The sequence below is a fragment of the Pedobacter suwonensis genome, assembly GCF_044762335.1.
GTDB lineage: Bacteria > Bacteroidota > Bacteroidia > Sphingobacteriales > Sphingobacteriaceae > Pedobacter.
The window spans coordinates 76,744-98,384 of sequence record NZ_JBIWEB010000006.1 but is presented as its reverse complement, the minus strand read 5'-3'; the positions used below and the strand labels follow the sequence as shown (position 1 = coordinate 98,384).

At 39.5% G+C, this 21,641-nt stretch carries 16 protein-coding genes; 9 read left to right on the top strand and 7 right to left on the bottom strand.

Translation table 11 applies throughout. From position 1 onward, the window contains the following. Positions 1–3: 3 nt before the first annotated feature. Together ACIQXP_RS11660 and ACIQXP_RS11655 are read right to left on the bottom strand one after the other, a co-directional pair. Positions 4–699: a PspC domain-containing protein gene (locus tag ACIQXP_RS11660; protein ID WP_293744586.1), complete on the bottom strand. Its 696-nt coding sequence runs from the start codon at positions 697–699 to the stop codon at positions 4–6. 19 nt (positions 700–718) lie between these two features. Beyond that, positions 719–1,408 carry an SDR family NAD(P)-dependent oxidoreductase gene (locus ACIQXP_RS11655; RefSeq protein WP_387503862.1) on the bottom strand — a complete coding sequence of 230 codons (690 nt, stop codon included), beginning with the start codon at positions 1,406–1,408 and terminating at the stop codon, positions 719–721. 147 nt (positions 1,409–1,555) lie between these two features. Here ACIQXP_RS11655 and ACIQXP_RS11650 point away from each other — a divergent pair, with 147 nt between their 5' ends. The 7 genes from ACIQXP_RS11650 to msrA all read left to right on the top strand — a co-directional run bounded on the left by ACIQXP_RS11650 (position 1,556) and on the right by msrA (position 6,453). Beyond that, complete coding sequence (locus ACIQXP_RS11650; protein ID WP_090981566.1) at positions 1,556–2,290, top strand: MlaE family ABC transporter permease; 735 nt, start codon at positions 1,556–1,558, stop codon at positions 2,288–2,290. Further along, entirely contained in the window at positions 2,290–3,042 is a 753-nt protein-coding gene (locus ACIQXP_RS11645) for an ABC transporter ATP-binding protein (protein WP_090981564.1), read from the top strand. Before ACIQXP_RS11650 ends, ACIQXP_RS11645 begins: the two co-directional genes overlap by 1 nt. Positions 3,043–3,062: 20 nt before the next feature. Then, positions 3,063–3,308: a type II toxin-antitoxin system VapB family antitoxin gene (gene vapB, locus ACIQXP_RS11640; protein ID WP_293744588.1), complete on the top strand. Its 246-nt coding sequence runs from the start codon at positions 3,063–3,065 to the stop codon at positions 3,306–3,308. Continuing rightward, the gene (locus tag ACIQXP_RS11635; protein ID WP_293744589.1) at positions 3,308–3,694 is read left to right on the top strand and encodes a type II toxin-antitoxin system VapC family toxin; all 387 of its coding nucleotides are present in this window, start codon (positions 3,308–3,310) and stop codon (positions 3,692–3,694) included. Before vapB ends, ACIQXP_RS11635 begins: the two co-directional genes overlap by 1 nt. Beyond that, entirely contained in the window at positions 3,695–4,576 is an 882-nt protein-coding gene (locus ACIQXP_RS11630) for an RsmD family RNA methyltransferase (protein ID WP_090981558.1), read from the top strand. 88 nt (positions 4,577–4,664) lie between these two features. Continuing rightward, a complete protein-coding gene (locus ACIQXP_RS11625) occupies positions 4,665–5,714 on the top strand; it encodes a hypothetical protein (RefSeq protein ID WP_387503861.1) in 1,050 nt (349 codons plus the stop codon). A gap of 196 nt (positions 5,715–5,910) precedes the next feature. Beyond that, the gene (gene msrA, locus ACIQXP_RS11620; protein WP_387503860.1) at positions 5,911–6,453 is read left to right on the top strand and encodes a peptide-methionine (S)-S-oxide reductase MsrA; all 543 of its coding nucleotides are present in this window, start codon (positions 5,911–5,913) and stop codon (positions 6,451–6,453) included. On the opposite strand, the gene ACIQXP_RS11615 is transcribed toward msrA, so the two are convergent. From ACIQXP_RS11615 to ACIQXP_RS11595, 5 genes are all read right to left on the bottom strand, one after another. After that, on the bottom strand, positions 6,454–7,542 hold the full coding sequence (locus tag ACIQXP_RS11615) for an acyl-CoA dehydrogenase family protein (RefSeq protein ID WP_387503859.1): 1,089 nt from the start codon (positions 7,540–7,542) through the stop codon (positions 6,454–6,456). Positions 7,543–7,564: 22 nt separating this feature from the next. Next, positions 7,565–8,185, bottom strand: coding sequence for a nicotinamide riboside transporter PnuC (gene pnuC, locus ACIQXP_RS11610; protein WP_387503858.1), 621 nt, complete (start codon positions 8,183–8,185; stop codon positions 7,565–7,567). Between the two features lie 344 nt (positions 8,186–8,529). Then, positions 8,530–11,409: a DNA gyrase/topoisomerase IV subunit A gene (locus ACIQXP_RS11605; protein ID WP_387503857.1), complete on the bottom strand. Its 2,880-nt coding sequence runs from the start codon at positions 11,407–11,409 to the stop codon at positions 8,530–8,532. Positions 11,410–11,839: 430 nt separating this feature from the next. Then, entirely contained in the window at positions 11,840–13,522 is a 1,683-nt protein-coding gene (locus ACIQXP_RS11600) for a PNGase F N-terminal domain-containing protein (protein ID WP_387503856.1), read from the bottom strand. Positions 13,523–13,712: 190 nt separating this feature from the next. Further along, positions 13,713–14,201 (bottom strand): cytidine deaminase, encoded by a 489-nt coding sequence (locus ACIQXP_RS11595; protein WP_293744596.1) that lies wholly within the window; start codon positions 14,199–14,201, stop codon positions 13,713–13,715. 148 nt (positions 14,202–14,349) lie between these two features. On the opposite strand from ACIQXP_RS11595, the gene ACIQXP_RS11590 reads away from it, so the two are divergent. Then, positions 14,350–19,338 (top strand): translocation/assembly module TamB domain-containing protein, encoded by a 4,989-nt coding sequence (locus tag ACIQXP_RS11590; RefSeq protein ID WP_387503854.1) that lies wholly within the window; start codon positions 14,350–14,352, stop codon positions 19,336–19,338. Next, positions 19,322–21,637 (top strand): translocation and assembly module lipoprotein TamL, encoded by a 2,316-nt coding sequence (gene tamL, locus ACIQXP_RS11585; RefSeq protein ID WP_387503853.1) that lies wholly within the window; start codon positions 19,322–19,324, stop codon positions 21,635–21,637. Before ACIQXP_RS11590 ends, tamL begins: the two co-directional genes overlap by 17 nt. Positions 21,638–21,641: the final 4 nt, after the last annotated feature.

Here is a 21,641-nt window from a genome sequence, read left to right as displayed (position 1 = left end):
TCTTTAAACTTGAGGGTTAGCGGATGTTGAATGATCGTCTGTTTTAACTGGTGATGCAGGTTCGTTTTCTACTATCGTTTCCGAAAAATCAGCTTTTTTTTGTTTTTCAGCTTCCTGTTGGTGCTGAAAAGCTGCCCAGTCATTTTTCCTTTTTGATTTGGCTATAATACTTATGCCTAACGCGATAAATATCAGCGGCCACATGTACCTGAATAAATTACGGATACTAAACCAATCAGGTATAAAATCCATTTCTCGCATCAGGAAAAAACAGCCAATTACCAGTAATACCAATCCACCTATAGTACGGCCGGTATCATTCGATTTATTGAATTTACTAAAATCAGGCTGGGTTTCGAAAGGTGTTTTCGGCGTGCCGTCTACCGGTTGGGTCCAATTCTGGTTTCCCTGGCTATTGGGACCTGCAAAAGGATCGGTTGTTCCAAACGGCTGTGAATTTGGGTTTTTATTACCAAAATAATCATTAAATCTGGAAAACCTTGCTGCCGGATCATTGTTAACCGGAACAATAATCCACATGATGATATAGGCAATTAAGCCACCTCCTGCCATAAATATGGCCGATAATGCAAATAACAACCTGATTATGGTAACCTCAACCTGCATGTAATCTGCAAGTCCCGAAGCTACACCGGCAATCATCTTATCGTGTTCGTTTCTAAAAAGCTTCTTTTCCATAATATTGTTCATTTTGTGTTTAAAAATCGAGCGGGGTAATTAAAACCTCATCTACATTTACCCCTTTACTTAAGTTCAAAATGGTAAATAATGTTTCTGCAATATCTTCAGGCTGTACAAATTTTTCATCTGGAATTGTCGTACCTTCCCAAGATGAAGTTTTGGTAGCGCCCGGCAAAAATGCTGTTACTTTAACATCGTGAGGTGCCAACTCTTGCCGCAATACATGATTAAGACTCAACATCGCTGCTTTTGTTACACTATAACTTCCGGCATTTTTTGCAGGCACCTTACTTGCCACCGAACAAATGTTGAATATGTGGCCCTGCTTGGCTGAGCGCATTTTTTTTCCAAAAAACTTGCTCAGATAATATGTGGCATTTGTGTTTAAATGTTGTTGTTTCTCAAAGGTTTCGTCATCCTCGTCAAGCATACTGCCGGGAAAAAAGCCGCCCACATTGTTGATTAAGACATCTACCTGATCAAGATTAATTGTAGCTGAATTTAAAAAAGCATATACTTCTTCTTTAACTGAAAAATCTGCCGCGTGGATAAAAACAACATTCCCATAAGGAGTTAACTCTTCCCGAAGTTTATTGAGGTCGCTCAAGCTCCTCGCTACTAAAATTAAATCGTAGCTGTTTTGGGCAAATTTAGCCGCAATAGCTTTACCAATTCCCTTAGTTGCACCGGTTATTACCGCTTTCATTATTTATGGTTTAATTTTTGTTAACAAAAAACCATAATTATATTCAAAACCACGAATATTTTTGTAATTAGCAAAGCGCTCCAACTTTTTTATCGTTTCTTTGTAGTAGTATAGAATGATCATTTAAATTAAGCAAATATATACGGAATGAATTTTACCAATTTCGGCAGATACATCCTGCTACTTAAGTCTGTATTCAGAAGGCCGGAAAAAATGAAAATTTACCTGAAAGAAATCGCCAAACAGATGGACTATGTTGGCGTGGGTTCTTTAGGTTTAATTGCTATTATTTCTACTTTTATCGGCGCAGTAATGACTTTACAAATTGCTTTCCAGTTGGTTAGTGATTTTATTCCAAAAACCATTATCGGCTCTGTGAACCGTGATTCGAGCATACTTGAATTGAGTCCAACTATTAGCGCGATTGTACTGGCAGGAAAAATCGGTTCGGCCATTTCATCTGAAATCGGTTCTATGCGGGTTACCGAACAGATTGACGCATTGGAAATTATGGGTATTAATGCGCCAGGATATTTAATTCTTCCTAAAATCATTTCGGGCATTACCATGGTACCCATGTTAGTTATTATTTCGATGTTCCTGAGCATTACCGGTGGTTATATCGGCGGTTCGGTTTCTGGCGCAGTAACGCCAGCAGAATATATTCAAGGTATTACAACCGATTTTAACCCTTATACCATTACTGTTGCCCTGGTAAAAGCATTTGTATTCGGATTTATCATCACGTCCGTTCCGGCGTACGAAGGATTTTATGTCCGCGGTGGTGCACTTGAAGTTTCTCAGGCCAGTACAAGGGCTGTTGTAATTAGCTGTATTTCTATTTTAGCTTGCGATTATATCGTGACCCAATTGTTATTGTAATGATCGAAATTAAAGATATTTATAAGTCATTCTCTGGAAACGATGTATTAAAAGGCATTTCCGGAAAGTTTGAAGAGGGTGTAACCAACTTAATTATTGGCGGTTCTGGATCGGGAAAAACAACCTTGCTAAAATGTATGGTAGGGCTGCACCAGCCAGATTCTGGGTCAGTATTGTACGATGGCCGCGACTTTACACCTATGACCTATGAACAGCGTATCGAGGTACGTAAAGAAATCGGCATGTTATTTCAAGGCTCCGCCCTGTTTGATAGCATGACGGTTGAAGAGAACATCATGTTTCCTTTAAACATGTTTACTGATCAAAGCAGAAAGGAAAAGCTTGAAAGAGTTGATTTTTGTTTAGAGAGAGTAAACCTGGCTGGCAAAAACAAATTATTTCCGGCAGAATTATCTGGTGGTATGAAAAAACGTGTCGGTATTGCACGTGCCATTTCGATGAACCCAAAATACTTGTTCTGTGATGAGCCCAACTCAGGCCTGGATCCGAAAACTTCTATCGTAATTGATGAACTAATCAAGGAACTTACTGAAGAATATAAAACCACCACCATTGTAGTAACGCACGATATGAACTCTGTAATGGGGATTGGCGATTACATTTTGTTTCTGCATGAAGGAAAGAAATTCTGGGAAGGCAGCAATAAGGAAATTGCCCATACCGACATTCAGGAACTGAACGATTTCGTATTTGCCAGCCGCTTCATGAAAGCCGCAAAAGACAAGTTTTAAGAAAAATCGTATATTTGTATATGACTACGGCAACGAAAAATATCATTCACAAATTGGAAACCTTACCAGAAAACATGGTAAACGAGGTAGAAGATTTTATTGATTTTTTAAAAGCCAAACATTCGAAGAGCTTCCCTAAATCGGCAAATGAACAGGCAAATGTTGTTGAAGAGCCAAAAAGCCTGTATGGTGCTGCAAAAGGTACAATTCTTTATATCTCTGATGATTTTAATGAGCCATTAGATGAACTAAAGGATTATATGTAATGCGTTTTTTATTAGACACCCACATTTTTTTATTTTTTATCAATGGAGATCATTCTATCTCAAAAAAGGTAATTGATATCATCAACAATCATGATTCAGAAAAATATATAAGTGTAGTAAGCATCTGGGAAATTACGATCAAACTTAATATTGGGAAGTTGAAATTAAGAGATGATATAAATTCTATCTATCAGTTGCTTGAAAAGCATGGTGTAAAAATACTGCAACCATCTAAGAGCGATTTCATTACCTACTTTACATTACCTTTGATACATAAAGACCCATTTGATAGATTAATTATTTCCCAAGCACTTACAAATGATTTAACCTTGATAACTGACGATCAATATATTGTCAATTATCCAAATTTAAAGTTATTTAATTAAATGATACAATTACTCGCCCCCACCCACTGGAAAGATTATGAACTGATAGATTGCGGGGATTTTGAAAAATTAGAACGTTTTGGAAACGTAATCCTGATCCGTCCTGAACCTCAGGCGGTATGGAAAAAAACATTATCAGAACAGGATTGGAAAAAAACTGCCAATATTACTTTTAAAGGCCGCTCGGCAACTTCCGGCGAATGGGTTAAAAAAAACCAATCCATCCCAGACCGTTGGCACGTAGAATATAAAAATAATGAAGTTGCCATTAAACTCCGCTTAGGTTTAACATCATTTAAACATGTAGGTGTATTTCCGGAGCAAGCCGTAAACTGGGATTTTATCTCCTCATCAATTAAAAAGTTTAAAACACCACAGCCTAAAGTTTTAAATCTTTTTGCCTATACCGGTGCGGCATCGCTAATTGCAAATGCGGCAGGTGCAGAAACTACTCACGTAGATTCGATTAAACAGGTAGTTACCTGGGCAAATGAAAACCAGGAACTTTCGGGATTGAAAGATACCCGCTGGATGGTTGAGGATGCGCTAAAATATGTAAAAAAAGAACTAAAAAGGGGCAAGAAATACAATGGCATTATCTTAGACCCACCAGCTTATGGCCACGGCCCTAATGGAGAGAAATGGAAACTGGAAGATCATATCCAGGAAATGATGCAGGATGTTGTACAGTTATTAGATGAAAAAGAACACTTTCTTATCTTAAATACTTACTCGCTGGGGTTTTCTTCTGTAATTGTTGAAAATTTAATCCGCACTTCCTTTCCCGCGGTTAAAAACCTCGAAACAGGAGAACTTTATTTACAGGCTACTTCCGGCATTAAGTTGCCATTAGGTGTTTTTGGCAAATTCTGTAATGTGTAAATGTTGATTACTTTATTTTAAACTACCAGATTTCTGCCCTACTTTCATCGGTCCGGAAAAGACTAAATTTTAATTATCTAATATATCTATGAAATTCCCTCAATTAGCAGGCACCGTAATACTTGGTTTTGCCGCAATAAGCTTATTTGCCAACTGCAATTCAGACAGTAAGGGCGGAAGCAGTATTGGTAAAATCTTCTCCACCGATACCACAAAAAAGAAGACAGACTCAACCGCCAATGTTATGAAACCGGTTGATCCAAAACTTTACGATTCATTGGTAAAAAAACTGGCAAACGGAGATACTACAGGCAAATGGCCGGTAAAAAAACAACCGTACCCTTTGGCTGGGGCAATTTTGCCTTTTAAACGTATCGTTGTTTATTATGGAAACCTGCATTCAAAAAAAATGGGTGCACTTGGCGAATATGCACCTAAAGAAATGTGGCAACGCCTGAGTGCTGAAGTTAAACACTGGGAAAAAGCTGATCCATCTACACCTGTACAACCAGGGTTACATTATATTGCCGCTGTAGCTAGCGGAACACCAGGAAAAGATGGAAAATACATCAACAGGATGGGCAACAAACAGATTGATTCTGTTCTGAAAATTGCCAAAATGCAACCTAATACCATTGTATTTTTAGATCTTCAGGTCGCTTTAAGTACCATCAAAGCAGAATTGCCGCACATCGAAAAATATCTTGAACTGCCTTACGTACATTTAGGAATCGACCCGGAATTTTCAATGAAAGATGGTTCGTTGCCTGGAAAAAAAATTGGCACATATGATGCTGCCGACGTAAATTATGTAACGCAATATTTGGCCGATATTGTTAAAAAGCATAAGCTACCTCCGAAAGTATTTGTATTGCACCGCTTTACAAAAAAGATGGTAACCAATTCAGCCAACATCAAACTCCGTCCTGAAGTACAGGTGGTAGTACATATGGATGGATGGGGCGAACCCGATTTAAAAATTGGCACCTACCGCCACTTTATACAAAGCGAACCGGTGCAATTTACGGGCTTTAAGTTATTCTACAAAAATGATCTGAAAAAAGAACCTAAGCGGTTAATGACTCCAGAAGAACTGTTAAAGCTGACGCCAAAACCGATATACATACAATATCAATAAATCTAGAAGCCTGTAATTCCGATTGCAGGCTTTTTTATTAATATACTGCAAAGTGATGGCGGTAACCTAATGATGAAATGGATGTAAATCAAAACCTGCAAGAATATTTAAACTTTAATGCGATCATTACATCAAAAAAATGTCTTTTTTTGAGATGAACATATAAATTGGAATAGATTTTATATAAGGTAGTATTATGCAAATGGCAACATTTGGCGGAGGTTGTTTTTGGTGCACCGAAGCCGTTTTTCAGACTTTAAATGGCGTAACTCAGGTTACATCCGGATACATGGGGGGAGTATTAAAGCATCCTACCTATATGGAAATATGTAATGGTGATACGGGGCATGCGGAGGTCGTTCAAATTACATTTGACGAGCATGTGATCACATTCAACGAGCTTTTGTTAGCATTCTTTAAAACACATAATCCAACAACCTTAAACAGGCAGGGGAATGACGTTGGTACACAGTACCGCTCGGTAGTGTTTTATGAAAATGAGGATCAGAAAAAACAGACGGAGAAAATGATCGCGGATTTAACGGAACAACATATTTTTGATAGGCCTATTGCTACAGAAGTGGCTCCCGTAGCTGAATTTTATGAAGCAGAAGATTATCATCAAAACTATTATGGCAATAACCAGTCAAAACCATACTGCGCTTTTGTAATACAACCTAAACTGAACAAGTTTATTGTAGATTTTAAAGATCAGGTCAAAGCAGGGTTCTTGCAATGATTAGCTTTCGAAGGTAAGTAAGGCATGCTGGCTGGCCGTATAAAGATCCCTCCAAACCCTATTGATTTCCGATTCTTTCTTTGCCGCCTCTAACCCACAGTATGGAAACAAAATGGCTGCTAATTTCCAACAGGCATGGGCCAATTTACGGCTGTTTAAGCTCACCTCGTTTAACTTGTCATCTCCAATTTTACCTTTATTCATTAATTCATCCCATGATTCATCAAAAGAAAGGTAAAATTGCGTACGTAGGCATAACAATTCGGCTTTGCAGTCGTTAAGCATATTGTTAAAAAACAAAATCTGCGATTCGCTATACCTCCCAAATCCAGAGCGGGCATAAAAAGATTGTTCAACCAATCTGACAAAATGACTGGTCATTCCTAAACTATTTACGGCTAGTGTGGTTTCTGCGAGTTGCAAAAAGGGGTAATCAAACCCGCAATCGGTCACTTCAATTTGTTGATTAATTTTAAAGGTCCGATTTTCGTTCACGCTTAAATTACAAACTTCAAATGCATGGCTTCCTGTGGCTATTAAACCAAAGTACGACCAACCAGGTAAAATATTCACTTCCTCCCTTTTGAGGATAAATGACTTTACTTCCGGCGATCCGTTTTCATCCAAAATATCATCACCGCTTTCATTTTTGAGGGTACAATTGGCGGTAAATATAGTGGCATGTAATGCACCGCTGGCATAACTCCATTTACCATTAAGCAGATAACCTTCCTGAGTTTTAACCGCTACTCCACCAACAGCTCCACTTCCTGCAAAACAAACTTCACGCTCAGCAAAGATCTCTGCTGCCAGTTCGGGATTTAAAAATCCGGCAAACCATCCCGCACCTGCACAAAGGGTAACGGTCCATCCTAAACTTCCATCGGCTTCCGCTAATTCTTCTTCCAACCTTAAAATTTCCGGAAGTTTCTTCCCTGGCCCACCATAAACCTCGGGTACAAAAAGCTTAAACCAATTTTCCTGATAAGCAAGCTCCACAATTTCGGGATGTAGCTTGCCCATTTCTTCAGAAATTGCAGCATAAGATTTAACTCTTTCCTGCCATGTAGAGTTTAATTTTTTATTCATGATCGATTAATGCGAAAGATGATTAGGCTATGCTGAGTTTATTTTTGTTAATGATCTTTTTCCATTCAAAAAAACCAAACATGGCTACTATAAACAAAAATGTTGTTAAACAGGCCATGAGCGGAAGTTTTTTATGAAATAGCAATGGAATGGCCACAATATTGGATATGTTCAGGAATATCCAGTTTTCGATTTTGCGCTTAGCTAACAACCACATGCCAGCCCATGCCGTTGACGACACAAAAGCATCAAACAAAGGCACATCTGAGTCGGTATAATGCCTCAAGATCAGATAAAGCAGTACGAAGCCGATTAGTGAAATTGAAACTGCAATGCTCAATTCATTATTGCCCGACCAAGATACCTGATTCTCACCATCCAGCTTTCTCTTTTTCCAGATAATCCAGCCATAAATGCTCATTATCAGATAATAAATACTCAAAAGCGTTTCAGCGTACAATTTTACGTTCAATAATAAAAACATGGATAGCAGAATCGAAATTATTCCGGTTGGATAAAGCCAGATACTGTTCTTCTTCGCTAATAAAACTTCAGCTACGCCGAAACCTACTGCCAGCCATTCAATTAATGAAGTATCTAAAATCTGCTCCTGAAAAAGTTTAAACCAGTCTTGAAAACTCATTTACAATATTTGTTAAAATGATTGAAAACTGCTTTCAGGGCGAAACAGCAAGGTAATGCTAACCTCTTTCCTACGTCGGTATTATCCGCATCAGGTTCATTTAAGGTGGAGGCTGGACGGTTGGAAGGTGGAGGAGGAAAACCTTCAACCTTTTACCTTTCTACCTTTTACCTTAAAATGGGTATAATCTCAGCAAGTTGGAAGCAACAGAAACTGCAATACCAACAAGCACCCCTTTGAGCAAGGCAAATATAGGTTTAAAAATGAAATGTTTTGATCGAAATGAGAAGAGTTGTCAACTTTCCTGCCAACAGGCTACTAAAGTTGACAACTTCAGAATTTATTTAGAATAACCCCAACTGTCCTTTATCGTCTATATCAACATCATCTGGGTTGGTGATTTCGAAATCTATCTTTTTAACAGGTTTTTCATCTGCCTTGGGTTCATCGCCGGCTTTACCACTTTCCTTTTTAACTGTTCCAGGTTCTGATTTCGGTTTTTCTACTGCAGCAGATGTAGCTTTTACTTCTGGTTCATCAGCCTTAACCGCTGGCGCTTCCGTACGTTCGAACTTTGGTTTTGGCTGTACTCCAGCAGGTTCATCGGGTACAGTCGGTACAGTTTCGCTATCGGTTCCCGCTTCTTCATTGGCAATTTCCGCATCAGGTATTGATTCCTCATCTTCGTTTTCTTCAATAGTTGTTTCTGCTGGTTCTTCAACAACTATTTCGGGTTCTTCTAACGCTACTTTCTGAACATCATGCGGAGATAATCTGTTACCGTTCGCTTTCAGTCCTTTAACATCAATCAGTTCCGACAGGGTTAAATCCAATGTTTCGGGAATCTGGGTTTTACCTTTTAAAACATCGACAATAACTCTCGCAGCCGGATTGGAAGTCAGGTACAGCAATTTCGATTTCTGCTCTTCACTGATAAAAATGGTTTTCTTGCCATTAGCCTGCAGTTCGAACATAAAACGTTTGATAAAATAGTTTTGCGCTTTACCTTCAAAATGCACTGCTGCAAAAATCTGTTCAGGATCAAACTTCTGGATCAGGATCAAGCCATCATCAAAGTGATTGCTCAGTTCGAAAGAACTCAACTCATAATATCCATCTTTATGTACCTGTAAAATACGGTCATCCCCATCAAACTCGCCCAGATATTTTCCGCGTCCATCAACATTCAGGCGCTTCAATAGATCATCATACCAGATTTTCAGCCCTGATAAGGTAGAAACACCCTTACTTTTCAGAACGATTTTTTTTACCGGGTACTTAGATACAATATTACCCTGCGAACCACGTCCTTTAATGGCCACTTCGGCAAAATCAAGATCGAACTGTAGCTTACGCAATTTAGAATGCGGCTTTAGTGCTACATTGATCACTTCAGCTTCTCCATTCGGATTAGCGGTGAAATACAAAACCTTTGAGCCTTTCGATCCCTTGGTTAAATCATATTCTTTATCGCGTGTTACGCCTACCACCGCAAACCTTTTAATATAGGAAGTACCGCTCGCCCCATCCTTATAAACCATGTTATAAATGGTACGCTCATCGTTTTTCTTGAACACCTGCACGTGGATAATGCCTTTACCCACGAAAGTTTTATCAGCTACTTTGGTAATGATGCATTTCCCATCCTCACGGAAAACGATTATCTCATCAATGTCCGAACAATCAGCAACAAATTCATCCTTGCGCAAGCCCGAGCCTACAAAACCATCAGCCCGGTTTACATATAGTTTTACGTTGGCTAAGGCAACTTTTGATGCTTCTACCCGATCAAACAAACGGATTTCGGTTTTACGTTCCCTGCCTTTACCATACTTATCCTTCAGCTTCTGATACCATGCAATGGCATAATCGGTAAGGTGTTTTAAATGATTTTTAACAACTTTTATTTCATCTTCCAGATTTTTCATCTGCTCGTCAGCTTTTTTCACATCAAAACGGGTGATGCTACTCATCGGCTTATCAATCAGCTTCTTAAAATCCTCAGGCAATATCTCGCGGTAAAGCGATGGTTTAAACGGTTCGAATAAAGTATGTAATACCTGAACCACGGTTTCAAAATTGGCAGAATTTTCATATTCAGGATTCTTATACATGCCCTCCTGAATAAATATTTTAAGTAAAGAACTAAAGAAAATTTTCTCCTGTAATTCGTGCAGGCGGATTTCGAGTTCTTTTTTAAGTAAACTCTTGGTATGTCTGGTATTTTCGATCAGGATATCGTTCACACTTAAGAAGTGTGGCTTATCATCCTGGATGATACAGGTATTTGGCGAGATGGAAACTTCACAGGCTGTAAAAGCATAAAGCGCATCAATAGTTACATCAGGCGAAATACCCGGTGCCAGGTGCACTACAATTTCTACATTGGCGGCGGTATTATCCTCAATCTTTTTGATCTTGATCTTGCCTTTATCATTGGCTGATAAAATGCTGTCAATCACAGATCCAGTTGTGGTACTGAAGGGTACTTCAGTGATGACCAGGGTTTTCTTGTCCTTTTCGGTTATTTTTGCACGCACACGGATTTTGCCGCCGCGCTGCCCTTCATTATAGTTCGAAAAATCAGCCATTCCTCCCGTAAAGAAATCGGGCAGGATATTTGGGCGCACGCCGCGTAATGCTTCCATCGATGCATCCAGCAATTCGATGAAATTATGCGGCATTACTTTGGTGGCCAACCCTACCGCAATACCTTCCGCACCTTGTGCAAGCAATAAAGGAAATTTAACCGGTAGCGTAATCGGTTCATTATTACGCCCATCGTAACTCAATTGCCATTCAGTAGTATCAGGATTGAATACCACTTCATTGGCAAATTTTGATAAACGCGCCTCAATATAACGTGGTGCTGCAGCGCTATCGCCCGTAACCGGATCACCCCAGTTACCCTGCATATCAATCAGTAAATCTTTTTGCCCAATCTGCACCATTGCATCTCCTATTGAAGCATCGCCATGCGGATGATACTTCATGGTGTTCCCGATTACGTTAGCTGCTTTATTGAAACGGCCATCGTCCATCTCTTTCAGAGAGTGCATAATGCGGCGTTGAACAGGCTTTAAACCATCATTAATATGCGGAACTGCCCTATCAAGAATTACATAAGACGCATAATCGAGAAACCAGTTTTCGTATAAACCGTTGATTGGGGTTATGGTATGTTTGTGCTCTTCGTTTACGTTTTGATCTAATTCTTCACTCATTTATTTACAGAAATTGGCAGCTGTAAATATAATAAAAATGATGGCACAGCGTGAAGAGAGGTTATTCACATTTTGCAAAGTGCACCCATCCTATCGGCTGGTGGCTCAACTGCCGAAATTTAAATTTGTTTGTGTTGATTTGGAAAGCAGGGTTCTGTGTTCTTTTTGAAACGTTACTTCCGGCTTTCCGATTCGATCTTTTTTGCGCGCAAGCCGTACTCAGCCTACAAAAAAGGATCTCCTCTGCAATCCGGTTTAGATGGTTAGTTTCGTGCTGCTATTTAGGGTGGCAAAGAGCAGAAAACAAATTGTACCTTGGAAACTGGCAATAAAGAACAATTGCAAACATACCATCAAACTTATATTACCTTAAATGCCTTACATGTTGAAGGAACTAAAAAAGATTCTTTACTGCGTTCAGGATGACAGATCATTCTTGCCCCAACAGCACACCCGAAACGTTCCAGGCACTAGAGCTACCGCCTTCAGGTTTACCCATCGGGATGGTTACTTTTATGGTATGCGTACCCGCCTTTAAATCGCCCAGACTGATCCAGTTTGGATTGGTAACCGTACCCGGGCACCAATTAGAACGGCTTAAATCTGACGAAGAAAGTCCACTTTCAAAATTGCCCGAAGCCGGGTTGGATAAACGGTATGATCCGCAATCCTGCCGCCATGGGGTAAAAGCAAAAGCTTCTTTTCCATCTAACCAGATCGTATTTTTCCGGGGTACAAACTCATCGCCATTACCCCAGCCACCATGTCCGGTGGTAATGTAACGCAATTTTGCATCTTTTAAATCATTTGTTAAGGTAAAAGAAACCTCCAATCCCTTATCGCTGCTAAACATGGTCGCATACTCCTGCCCCGCCATTTCCATTACATTGGTAGAATTGAATAAAGGTAAAATCACTTCTTTCGCCACTTTCGGTCTTCCGCCGTTGTGTAGCGTAATATTCAGGGAAACCTGATGTCCGCCTTTATCATAATTTCCAATAAAAACAGCTACCCAGGCTTCTTTTCCGTTCATCAACGGAAATAACTCCGAAACATCCTGACGGTAATAAACTTGCTCCGCCCAGTTTTTATCTTTCAATTTTAAGGTATTGTATTTACCCACTCCAAAAGGCGTAAAAAAGCGCATCAGTTCAATTACCGGATCATAATCTGCCGTAGCCACTACGCCCTGGTATTTCTTCCCGTTTCCAATATCATAAACAGGCAGTTCTTTAACCGAATTTTTAAGCGCGTCCATCAAACTGATCTTCTTGTCAGTCGGGATAATAAATACTGAACCTGTCCTGTCGTAAGCATCACCGTTTGATTTTTCTGTTAAATCAACAAATACAGTTGGGTTGACCAACGCCGGGAATTTAACTTTTCGGGTGATTACCGTTCCACCGGCAAAGCGAAAAACAGAATCGTTTGATCGTGGTTTATCAACAAAATTAATGGTTTCGTTATTAAAAACATTTAAAGTGATAAATCTGCTTTTCCAAAGCAAATCTTTATAAGTTAACCCATCGGTTAGTTTAGCTGATATTTTTTCTAAGTCAATTGGCTTTACCTTCTTAACTTCTTCAATTTTTGTAGCGGTTATATAACTGTTTCCATTACGCACCTGCTCTAAAACCAGTCCCAGACCTTGTCCCAAACTTGTTGGCGCAGCTTTTATACCGGCATCGGCAGTATACCATAAATCGATACGGTTAGAATTTACCACCGTTGTTGCCCTTTTACAGGTGTAGCCTAAAATTACCTTTGTCTCCGTACCCAACTCAAAAGCCTGCTTAGCAATTGTAGTGCTATCAGCAGTAGCAATCTGATTATCGGCACCTAAATCGGCCACCTGATATAAAATCTGATCGGGCTTGTTTACAATGCTCTGTTCGTAAGGATATTTCGCCTTATGATTGAGAATGGCTGCATTGGTAATTAAGTTCTGCTTTGCAGAAGCAATAACCACTGCAGGATTCCGATCTTCTTTTGGCTTCCCATCAGCTGAACGGAAATAAGTAATTTGATAAACGGCATTACCCTTAAGTATGCCCTGCGCATGCAGGTTAAAAGAAATAAAAGTAGAAAAAAAGAGGGTGTAGAGGTATTTCATTGTGGTTAAAAAACCAAATATAGAGAATAGTTTAATAAGCATTGGCAAGCTAGACAGCAACCGATAGCTTACGGCAGAAATCGTCATCACCAAAGCAAGGCGGAGTGGAGCGATCTAACAAGACGGATTTCTCGACTGCGTTGCACTCCGCTCGAAAGGACGACAATCCAAAGAAGAAATACTTCCGCGACTAACGCTCCAACCGATCCTCAACAAACGCAAACGGTATCAAACTCTTTACACTCGGCACTTTTAAAACTTCGCCGTTTAAACAGTAAAAAATTACCTCAATGGGTTTGTTTTGTTTGCGCTCAAATTCGACCATTACCTGTAAGCAACCTCCACAAGAAGTTACTGGCTTTAAAATCTCAAAATTATCGGTCTGCGCCGTAATCGCCATGCTTTCTATCACCGCATCCGGATAGGTAGCACCAATACTGAAAAGAGCAACCCGTTCTGCGCAAAGTCCTGAGGGATAAGCTAAATTTTCCTGGTTGCTGCCTAAAATGATTTCGCCGGAGGCCAGGCGGATGGCCGTACCTACCCTAAATTTAGAATAAGGAGAATAAGAGGTACGTAAAGCCTTTTCTGCACATTCGCAAAGGGTTTTATCGGCCAATGTCAGTTCAGAAATACCTGCATATTGTTCAAAAGTTATATTCAGATTTATAGCATTCATTTTAATGTGATTTGGAACCGCCAATGTTAAATTTTTACAGCGGGCGAACAATTTAGTTTATTTTTTGTATTATTTATTAAAACCTGCCTTAAAATTAATTTTAATGGCATGCTTTAGGCATTTATCTAAATACCAAACACACTTAGCTTTGAATAAATACGTACGCAAAAGTCTTAAAATTTTATTGTGGGTAATTGCTTCCATCATCATCCTGGTGGTTAGTGTGGCCCTTTCGCTAAATATTCCAGCTGTTCAGAATTTTGTTAAAGGAAAAGCGATAAACTATCTTAAAAATAAAACCAAAACCGAAGTGAGTTTGGAGAGCATCAAAATTGCTTTACCAAAAGATGTGGTTTTAAACAAATTCTACATCGAAGACCGTAAAGGCGACACCTTATTGTATGCCGAAAAACTTGCTGTAGACATCAGTTTATTTAAGCTGCTAAAAAATACGGTTGAAATCAATAACGTTGAACTTAAAAATGTTCGAGCCAATGTGAAGCGCATTGCTCCGGATACCACTTTTAACTTTTCTTTCCTGGTTGATGCTTTTGCAAGCGATCAGAAAAAACCGGAGGAGCAGGTGAAAAAAGACACCACTTCTACGCTAAAATTCTCTGTTGATAAAGTTTCCTTTGAAGATATTGGCATTAATTACCGGGATGATGTTGCCGGTAATGATGTAAAATTATATTTGGGTGCATTTAAAACCAAAATTAAAGATTTCGACCTGGCCAATCAGCATTATATCATTAAAGAATTAAGTCTGGTCAACACTTCATTCCGTTATCTACAGCAAAAACCACTGGTCCAATTGGTGCAACATATTACCAATAGCGTAGATAGCACTGAAAAAAAACAGGGTAAACTGCCGTTAATTGAGGTACAGAATTTTATTTTCAACAAGGTTAAGGTTAATTACGATGACCAGATTTCGACGACTAAAGCCGTTGCCGATGTAAACGACCTTGGCCTGGTAAACCTGAAAGTAGATTTAACCAATAGTAAATATGCTGTAGATGATGCGCATTTAAACAAATCTAATATACTTTTCGCATTTAAGCCGGCCCCAAGCAACGATTTAAAGAAAGTTAAAGATACAGTTGTTCCTGAAAAATCATCATTGGGATTGATGATCAAGAACATTAGTTTAGCCGATAACGATGTACAGTTCGACAACCTGGGTGCAAAACCCGCCCCTAAAGGCATGGACTTTAACCACTTAAAAATAAACCAGTTGAACTTAGGTGCAAGCGATGTAAGCTATAGTGCAGCAGGCATAAAAGCCAATGTTAAAAATGGATCTTTAAAGGAAAAAAGCGGTTTTATCCTGGACGAACTGCGAGGCGATGCAGTGTATAATGATAAACAGATCAAACTGAGCAATTTCGTCCTGAAAACACCTAATACCGCCATTGAAAATGCTACAGAGTTAAATTTTACCTCAATGGAGGATTTGACCAAACACCCGGAACGCGTAAAACTGAACATTTCCCTTAAAAATACTACTATTGGTTTAAAAGATGCCGGGTACTTTAGCAATGCAGTACCAGCAAATTATCGCAACGAAAAAATAAAAATCAATGCTGATGTTAACGGCTACCTGAACGACCTGAATATTCCTAAACTGCAGATTAGCGGTTTAAAAAACACCCAGATTGATATCAGTGGAAAGGCAAAAGGTTTACCTGATGTTAAAAAAACCTTTCTTGATTTAAACATCAGGAAACTTCATGTTACCAAAGGTGATATTCTGGTAGCCGTACCTAAAAAATCGTTACCCCCTTCAATTGAACTGCCTAACGTAATTGATGCAAAAGGTAATTTTAAAGGTTCAATGACTGATTTTAACACCAACCTGAACATCAATACCGATATGGGCGGCGCTGTGTTATTTGCAAGTATGAATGGGCCTAAAGGCAAAGAAACTTATAAAGCAGATGTGAGTTTAAATAACTTCAATGTAGGCAGGCTTTTAAAAATGCAGCCTAAACTAGGACGCGTTTCCGTTAAGGCCAATGTAGCGGGAACAGGCCTTGATCCTAAAAAAATCAATGCGAAGTTTAGTGCCAAAGTGTTAAATGCTTATTACAATAAATACACTTACCGAAATTTAACACTTGCCGGAGATTACAGCAATCAGCGTATCAACATCAAAAGCAACATGCCCGACAGTAATGCCAACTTTAATTTAGACGCGAAAGTAAACCTTGCAGGTAAATATCCTGCGGTAAAAGCTAATCTGAATCTGAAACAGGTAAACCTGCAGGCGCTCAACTTCAGTCCGACGGTGTTAAGTGCTGCCGGAGTGGTTAAAGTAGATCTGGCTACTGCCGATGCTGATTATCTGAACGGATCGGTGGATGTTACTGGCTTACAACTGGTAAAAGATAAACAAAGAATTAATGTTGATACAATTTCGGTCCGGGCAAAATCTACCGCAACTGAAAACGAGCTTACACTGAAATCGGAAATACTTTCAGCAAAAATCGACGGAAAATACCAACTGACCAAAGTAGGCAGCGCCATTATTAACGAAATCAATAAATATTACGCTTTTGGTACGGTTACAAAGGTGCCCGATCAACGTTTAAGATTTTTTATCCAGGTGTATGATTCTAAGTTATTAAAGAACTTTGTGCCTGAGTTAACGGTATTCAAATCGTCACAGTTTTACGGGCTGATTGATACTCAAAAAGACAGCCTGCAGATTAAAGGCAACTTTCCACAGGTTGTTTACGGCGATTTTAAAGTAGATACGACGGTGTTAACCATCAATAATGACGACAATAAATTAGACTATAGCTTAACTGTTAAAAGCCTTCAAAGTCCATCTGTTGCACTTTTCAATACCGAAGTAAGTGGCGATGCTGCAAATAACAATTTAGGTGTTAACATTTTCTTGCGAGACAGGCAGAAAAAGGACAAGTATGTAATTGGAGGTAATTTCCAATCGATCAATAAAGATTTTAAATTCTCTTTAGATCCGCAGAAACTTTTGCTCGATTATCAGAAATGGGTAGTTTCGCAGGATAACTATATCCAATTTGGCGCTTCGGGCATATTGGTTAACCAGTTTCAGATCAGCAATAATGGTCAGTCATTATCTATCAACAGCAATCCTACCCAGCCCAATGCACCTTTGAATGTAACATTTAAAGATTTCCAATTGGAAACCTTAACTAAATTTGCTGAAACCGATACGACTTTGGTTGGTGGCCGTTTAAATGGTACTGCAAATGTTAAAGATTTGGCCGGTACACCAAAATTTGAAGCAAACCTCACCATCGATCAGTTGCGCTATCAAAAAGATCAGTTGGGAACCTTACGTTTAGCGGTAAACAACAATACCGAAAATGCCTTCGAGGTAAACGTTGCCTTAACCGGGGTACATGAACTAAGGGTAAACGGATTTTATTATACTGCGCCGAAAAGTGCTTTGGATCTTACCGTGAATATTGATAAGATCGAAATGAAAAATATCGAGAGTTTATCTGCAGGTCAGCTTAAAAATGGAACGGGCACGCTATCAGGGGAACTAAGTGTTAAAGGTGAATTAACTGCTCCAAAAATATTGGGCGATTTAACTTTCAATAATGCAGGAATCAGGGTGGCATACGTAAACTCCTATTTCCGCATGCCCAACGAGAAAATTTCCTTCACAAATGAAGGGATCAGTTTTAACAACTTTACGCTGATCGATTCCTTAAATCAGAAGGCGACCATCAATGGAAAAGTTTATACCAGCAATTTCAAAAATTACCGTTTTGGTTTAGACATCAAGATGAACAATTTCAGAGCAATCAACTCGACCGCAGCTGATAATGACCTGATTTATGGAACGGTATTTTTAACCAGCGACATTAAAGTACGCGGCGATTTGAACCAGCCCGACGTAAACATGAACGTTAGGGTGAACAAAGGCACAAAATTCTTTTTTGCCCTGCCATCAAGCGATCCTTCTGTTATTGACCAGGAGGGAATTGTGCAGTTTATTGATGCTGACGCGCCACCATTTAATGGCCAGAAAGCTTTGAAAGTTGATACCGTTAGTAAAGCTGCTATGAAAGGGATTAACCTGGTTGCTGCCATCACCATTGATCCTGAGGCAGAACTGAATGTGGTGGTAGATCCGTCAAATAGCGATGCCCTGAATATCAAAGGCGAGGCAGACCTCAATGCAACAATGGACCCAAGTGGAAAAATCAGTTTAACAGGCCGTTACGAAGTTATAGATGGTTCGTACAATTTATCAGTTGGTCCGCTAGGCAAAAAAGCGTTCAAACTGGTTAAAGGAAGTACCATTGTATGGACGGGTGAACCTACTTCGGCCAATGTGAACTTAACGGCATTATACGAAGTGAATGCGGCCCCTATCGATCTGATCAATGAGCCGGATAACATCCAGGCCAAAACCAAATTGCCTTTCCAGGTTTATTTGATGATGAAAGGCGAGCTATTGAAACCGATCATTTCTTTCAAACTTGATTTACCAGAAAACGAGCGTGGTGCGTTAAATGGAACGGTATACACCAAACTGATCAACGTAAACCGCGATGAAAGCGAACTGAACAAACAGGTTTTTGCATTATTGGCATTGAACAGGTTTATCGCCAACAATCCTTTCGAGAGTTTAGCTGGTGGCGGCGGTGGTGTTTCTACCCTGGCCAGATCAAGCGTGAGTAAATTATTAACAGAACAGTTAAATAACCTTGCTTCTGATTTAATTCAGGGTGTAGAACTGAACTTTGGCGTAAATTCATCAGAAGATTATTCTACAGGATCACTTCAACAGAAAACAGACCTGGAAGTTGGCTTATCAAAAAAACTATTAAATGATAGGCTTACGGTTACTGTAGGAAGTTCTTTTGCCCTGGAAGGACCGCAGGCACCGGGCGAAAAATCGACCGATATCGGCGGAAACGTAAACGTTGAATACGCTTTATCAGCCGACGGAAGATACAGATTAAGGGCTTACCGACGCAACCAAAACGATGTAATTGTACAGGGGCAGATTATCGAAACCGGTTTGGGTTTCACCCTCGTAGTAGACTACAATAAATTCAGAGAGATTTTCCAGAAAAAACGCAACAGAAGAAACATTGAACAAAAACCTAAAAATGAGACAACTAATTAGACCAATTTTATTAGTACTGGCCTGCTTAGTTTGGGCTGCATGCAGCTCTACCAAATCGTTAAAGCCGGGACAACATTTATACACTGGTGCTGAAGTAAAGATTAATCCGGATTCTTCAGGTAAAATTGATGATGAGAAACAGGTAAAGCGCGATTTAGAAAGTAAGACAAGACCCCGCCCCAATAGTTCTATTTTAGGCATAAAGTTTAAACTTGGGATTTATAACCTCGCCGGAGAACCAAAAAAGCCTAAAGGTTTTAGAAACTGGTTACGGAGACAGGGAGAAGCCCCGGTCCTTCTTAACGAAGTTAAACTAAAATACAATAACGATGTGCTCACCAGCTATTTAATTAGTGAGGGTTATTTACAGGCATCGGTTACCGGAGATACGGTAGTAAAAGGTAAAAAAGGCAAAGCCATCTATACTGCAGAAACGGGTAACCGATATAAAATCAACAAAGTTACTTTCCCTCCTGATACCGGGGTTTTAACCAAAATCATTAATCAAAACAAAAATAAAACCTTAATAAAGGCAGGCGACTATTACGACTTAGACAATTATAAAAACGAGCGTATCAGGATTGATAATGACCTTAAAGAGCAGGGTTATTTCTATTTTGGGCCCGATTATCTGATTATGCAGGTTGATAGCACCATAGGTAAAAACCTGGTAAACGTGAACATTAAGGTAAAAGATATTGCCCCTGATGCCGCATTGAAACCGTATACCATCAGGGATATTAATATTTATCCGAGTTATAGCCTACGTAGGGATACCATCTTAAGAAAGTTAAAGCCACTGGAATATCACGATTTCAGTATTTATGATGACCGGAATACTTTTAAGCCAAGGCTGTTCGACCGTCTGGTGTTTTTCCAAAAGGGTGAACCTTATAACCGTAAAGATCATAACCAATCGTTAAACAGAATGGTTAACATTGGGGCCTTCAGAGATGTCAGGGCAGAATTTTTACCAGTTGACAGCTTCAGAAATAATCAATTGGACCTTAATATTTACCTTACACCATTAAAGAAAAACTCATTGAGTTTTTCGGTTACAGGCACCAGTAAATCGAACAATTTTGTCGGGTCTGAAGTAAAGGTTACCCAAACTACCCGAAATTTGTTCAGGGGTGCTGAGCAATTGGATGTGAGTGTTAGTGGTGGCTTTGAAACACAGGTCAGGGGTACTTCGCTGGGCCGGAACTCCTTATCATTTACAGCAGAGGGAAAACTAACCTTCCCAAGGTTTATTGTACCATTTTATAAGCCAAATAGCACAAACGCTTTTATACCGAAAACCATTGCTTCGCTTTCTTACCAGATGCTTAACCGTGGGTCTGAATATACCTTACATGCTATAAAAGGTGAGTATGGCTATAATTTTAAAGAGAACCAGTATAAAGAACATAACTTAAACCCCATCTCGATTAGTTATGTATCGACCTCTTTCCCCTCTGATACAACTGAACAGAGAATATATACACAAAATCCACTATTGAGGAATACCCTTGAAAATCAGTTTATCATTGGTAGTAATTACAACTTTACCTACACCAACCAGATGGAAACCAACCGCCGCAATAATGTTTATTTCTTCGGGGGTCTAGAAACAGGCGGTAATGTTTGGGGCTTATTTACGCCAACTAATGAGAAGGGACAAAAAACTTTATTTAACACTCCACTAACGCAATTCATCAGGGCTGAAGCCGATTTTAGGGATTATTATAAAATTAACCGCAACCTGATCTGGGCAAACCGTTTAAACCTGGGTTATGGTTATGCCTATGGTAATAGCAGTTCATTACCATTTGTGAGGCAATTTTTCGCCGGGGGGAGCAACGATATCAGGGCTTTTCCGGCCCGTACTTTAGGGCCGGGGACTTACAAAGTTCCGGATAATGCGATTTTTGCTGATCAGGGTGGTGATATTAAATTGATGCTTAATTCTGAACTCCGGTTTAAACTGGTTAGTGTCCTTTATGGCGCATTGTTTGTGGATGCTGGAAATATCTGGCTCAGGAAAGAAGATCTGGGAGAACCTGGAAAACCGGAAACAGCAAGATTAGGATCAGGTTTTAAGCTAAAGAATACCTTTAACGAGTTAGCTGTGGGTACTGGTGCTGGTTTACGTGTAGATGCAACCATTTTTGTTGTTCGTTTAGATGTAGCCTTTCCTTTGCGAAAACCTTATCTGCCTGAAGGACAAAGGTGGGTATTTGATGATATTGCCTTTGGCAATAAAGATTGGCGCAGACAGAATTTAATTTTTAATATAGGCATAGGATATCCGTTTTAATTTT

Coding starts and splice junctions, on each gene's coding strand:
- pnuC (WP_387503858.1), bottom strand. CDS start 8,185: ATGAGTTTTCAAGACTGGTTTAAACTTTTTCAGGAGCAGATTTTAGAT.
- ACIQXP_RS11600 (WP_387503856.1), bottom strand. CDS start 13,522: ATGAAATACCTCTACACCCTCTTTTTTTCTACTTTTATTTCTTTTAAC.
- ACIQXP_RS11625 (WP_387503861.1), top strand. CDS start 4,665: ATGAAATTCCCTCAATTAGCAGGCACCGTAATACTTGGTTTTGCCGCA.
- ACIQXP_RS11595 (WP_293744596.1), bottom strand. CDS start 14,201: ATGAATGCTATAAATCTGAATATAACTTTTGAACAATATGCAGGTATT.
- vapB (WP_293744588.1), top strand. CDS start 3,063: ATGACTACGGCAACGAAAAATATCATTCACAAATTGGAAACCTTACCA.
- ACIQXP_RS11645 (WP_090981564.1), top strand. CDS start 2,290: ATGATCGAAATTAAAGATATTTATAAGTCATTCTCTGGAAACGATGTA.
- ACIQXP_RS11655 (WP_387503862.1), bottom strand. CDS start 1,408: ATGAAAGCGGTAATAACCGGTGCAACTAAGGGAATTGGTAAAGCTATT.
- ACIQXP_RS11615 (WP_387503859.1), bottom strand. CDS start 7,542: ATGAATAAAAAATTAAACTCTACATGGCAGGAAAGAGTTAAATCTTAT.
- ACIQXP_RS11635 (WP_293744589.1), top strand. CDS start 3,308: ATGCGTTTTTTATTAGACACCCACATTTTTTTATTTTTTATCAATGGA.
- msrA (WP_387503860.1), top strand. CDS start 5,911: ATGCAAATGGCAACATTTGGCGGAGGTTGTTTTTGGTGCACCGAAGCC.
- ACIQXP_RS11630 (WP_090981558.1), top strand. CDS start 3,695: ATGATACAATTACTCGCCCCCACCCACTGGAAAGATTATGAACTGATA.
- ACIQXP_RS11660 (WP_293744586.1), bottom strand. CDS start 699: ATGGAAAAGAAGCTTTTTAGAAACGAACACGATAAGATGATTGCCGGT.
- ACIQXP_RS11605 (WP_387503857.1), bottom strand. CDS start 11,409: ATGAGTGAAGAATTAGATCAAAACGTAAACGAAGAGCACAAACATACC.
- ACIQXP_RS11650 (WP_090981566.1), top strand. CDS start 1,556: ATGAATTTTACCAATTTCGGCAGATACATCCTGCTACTTAAGTCTGTA.
- tamL (WP_387503853.1), top strand. CDS start 19,322: ATGAGACAACTAATTAGACCAATTTTATTAGTACTGGCCTGCTTAGTT.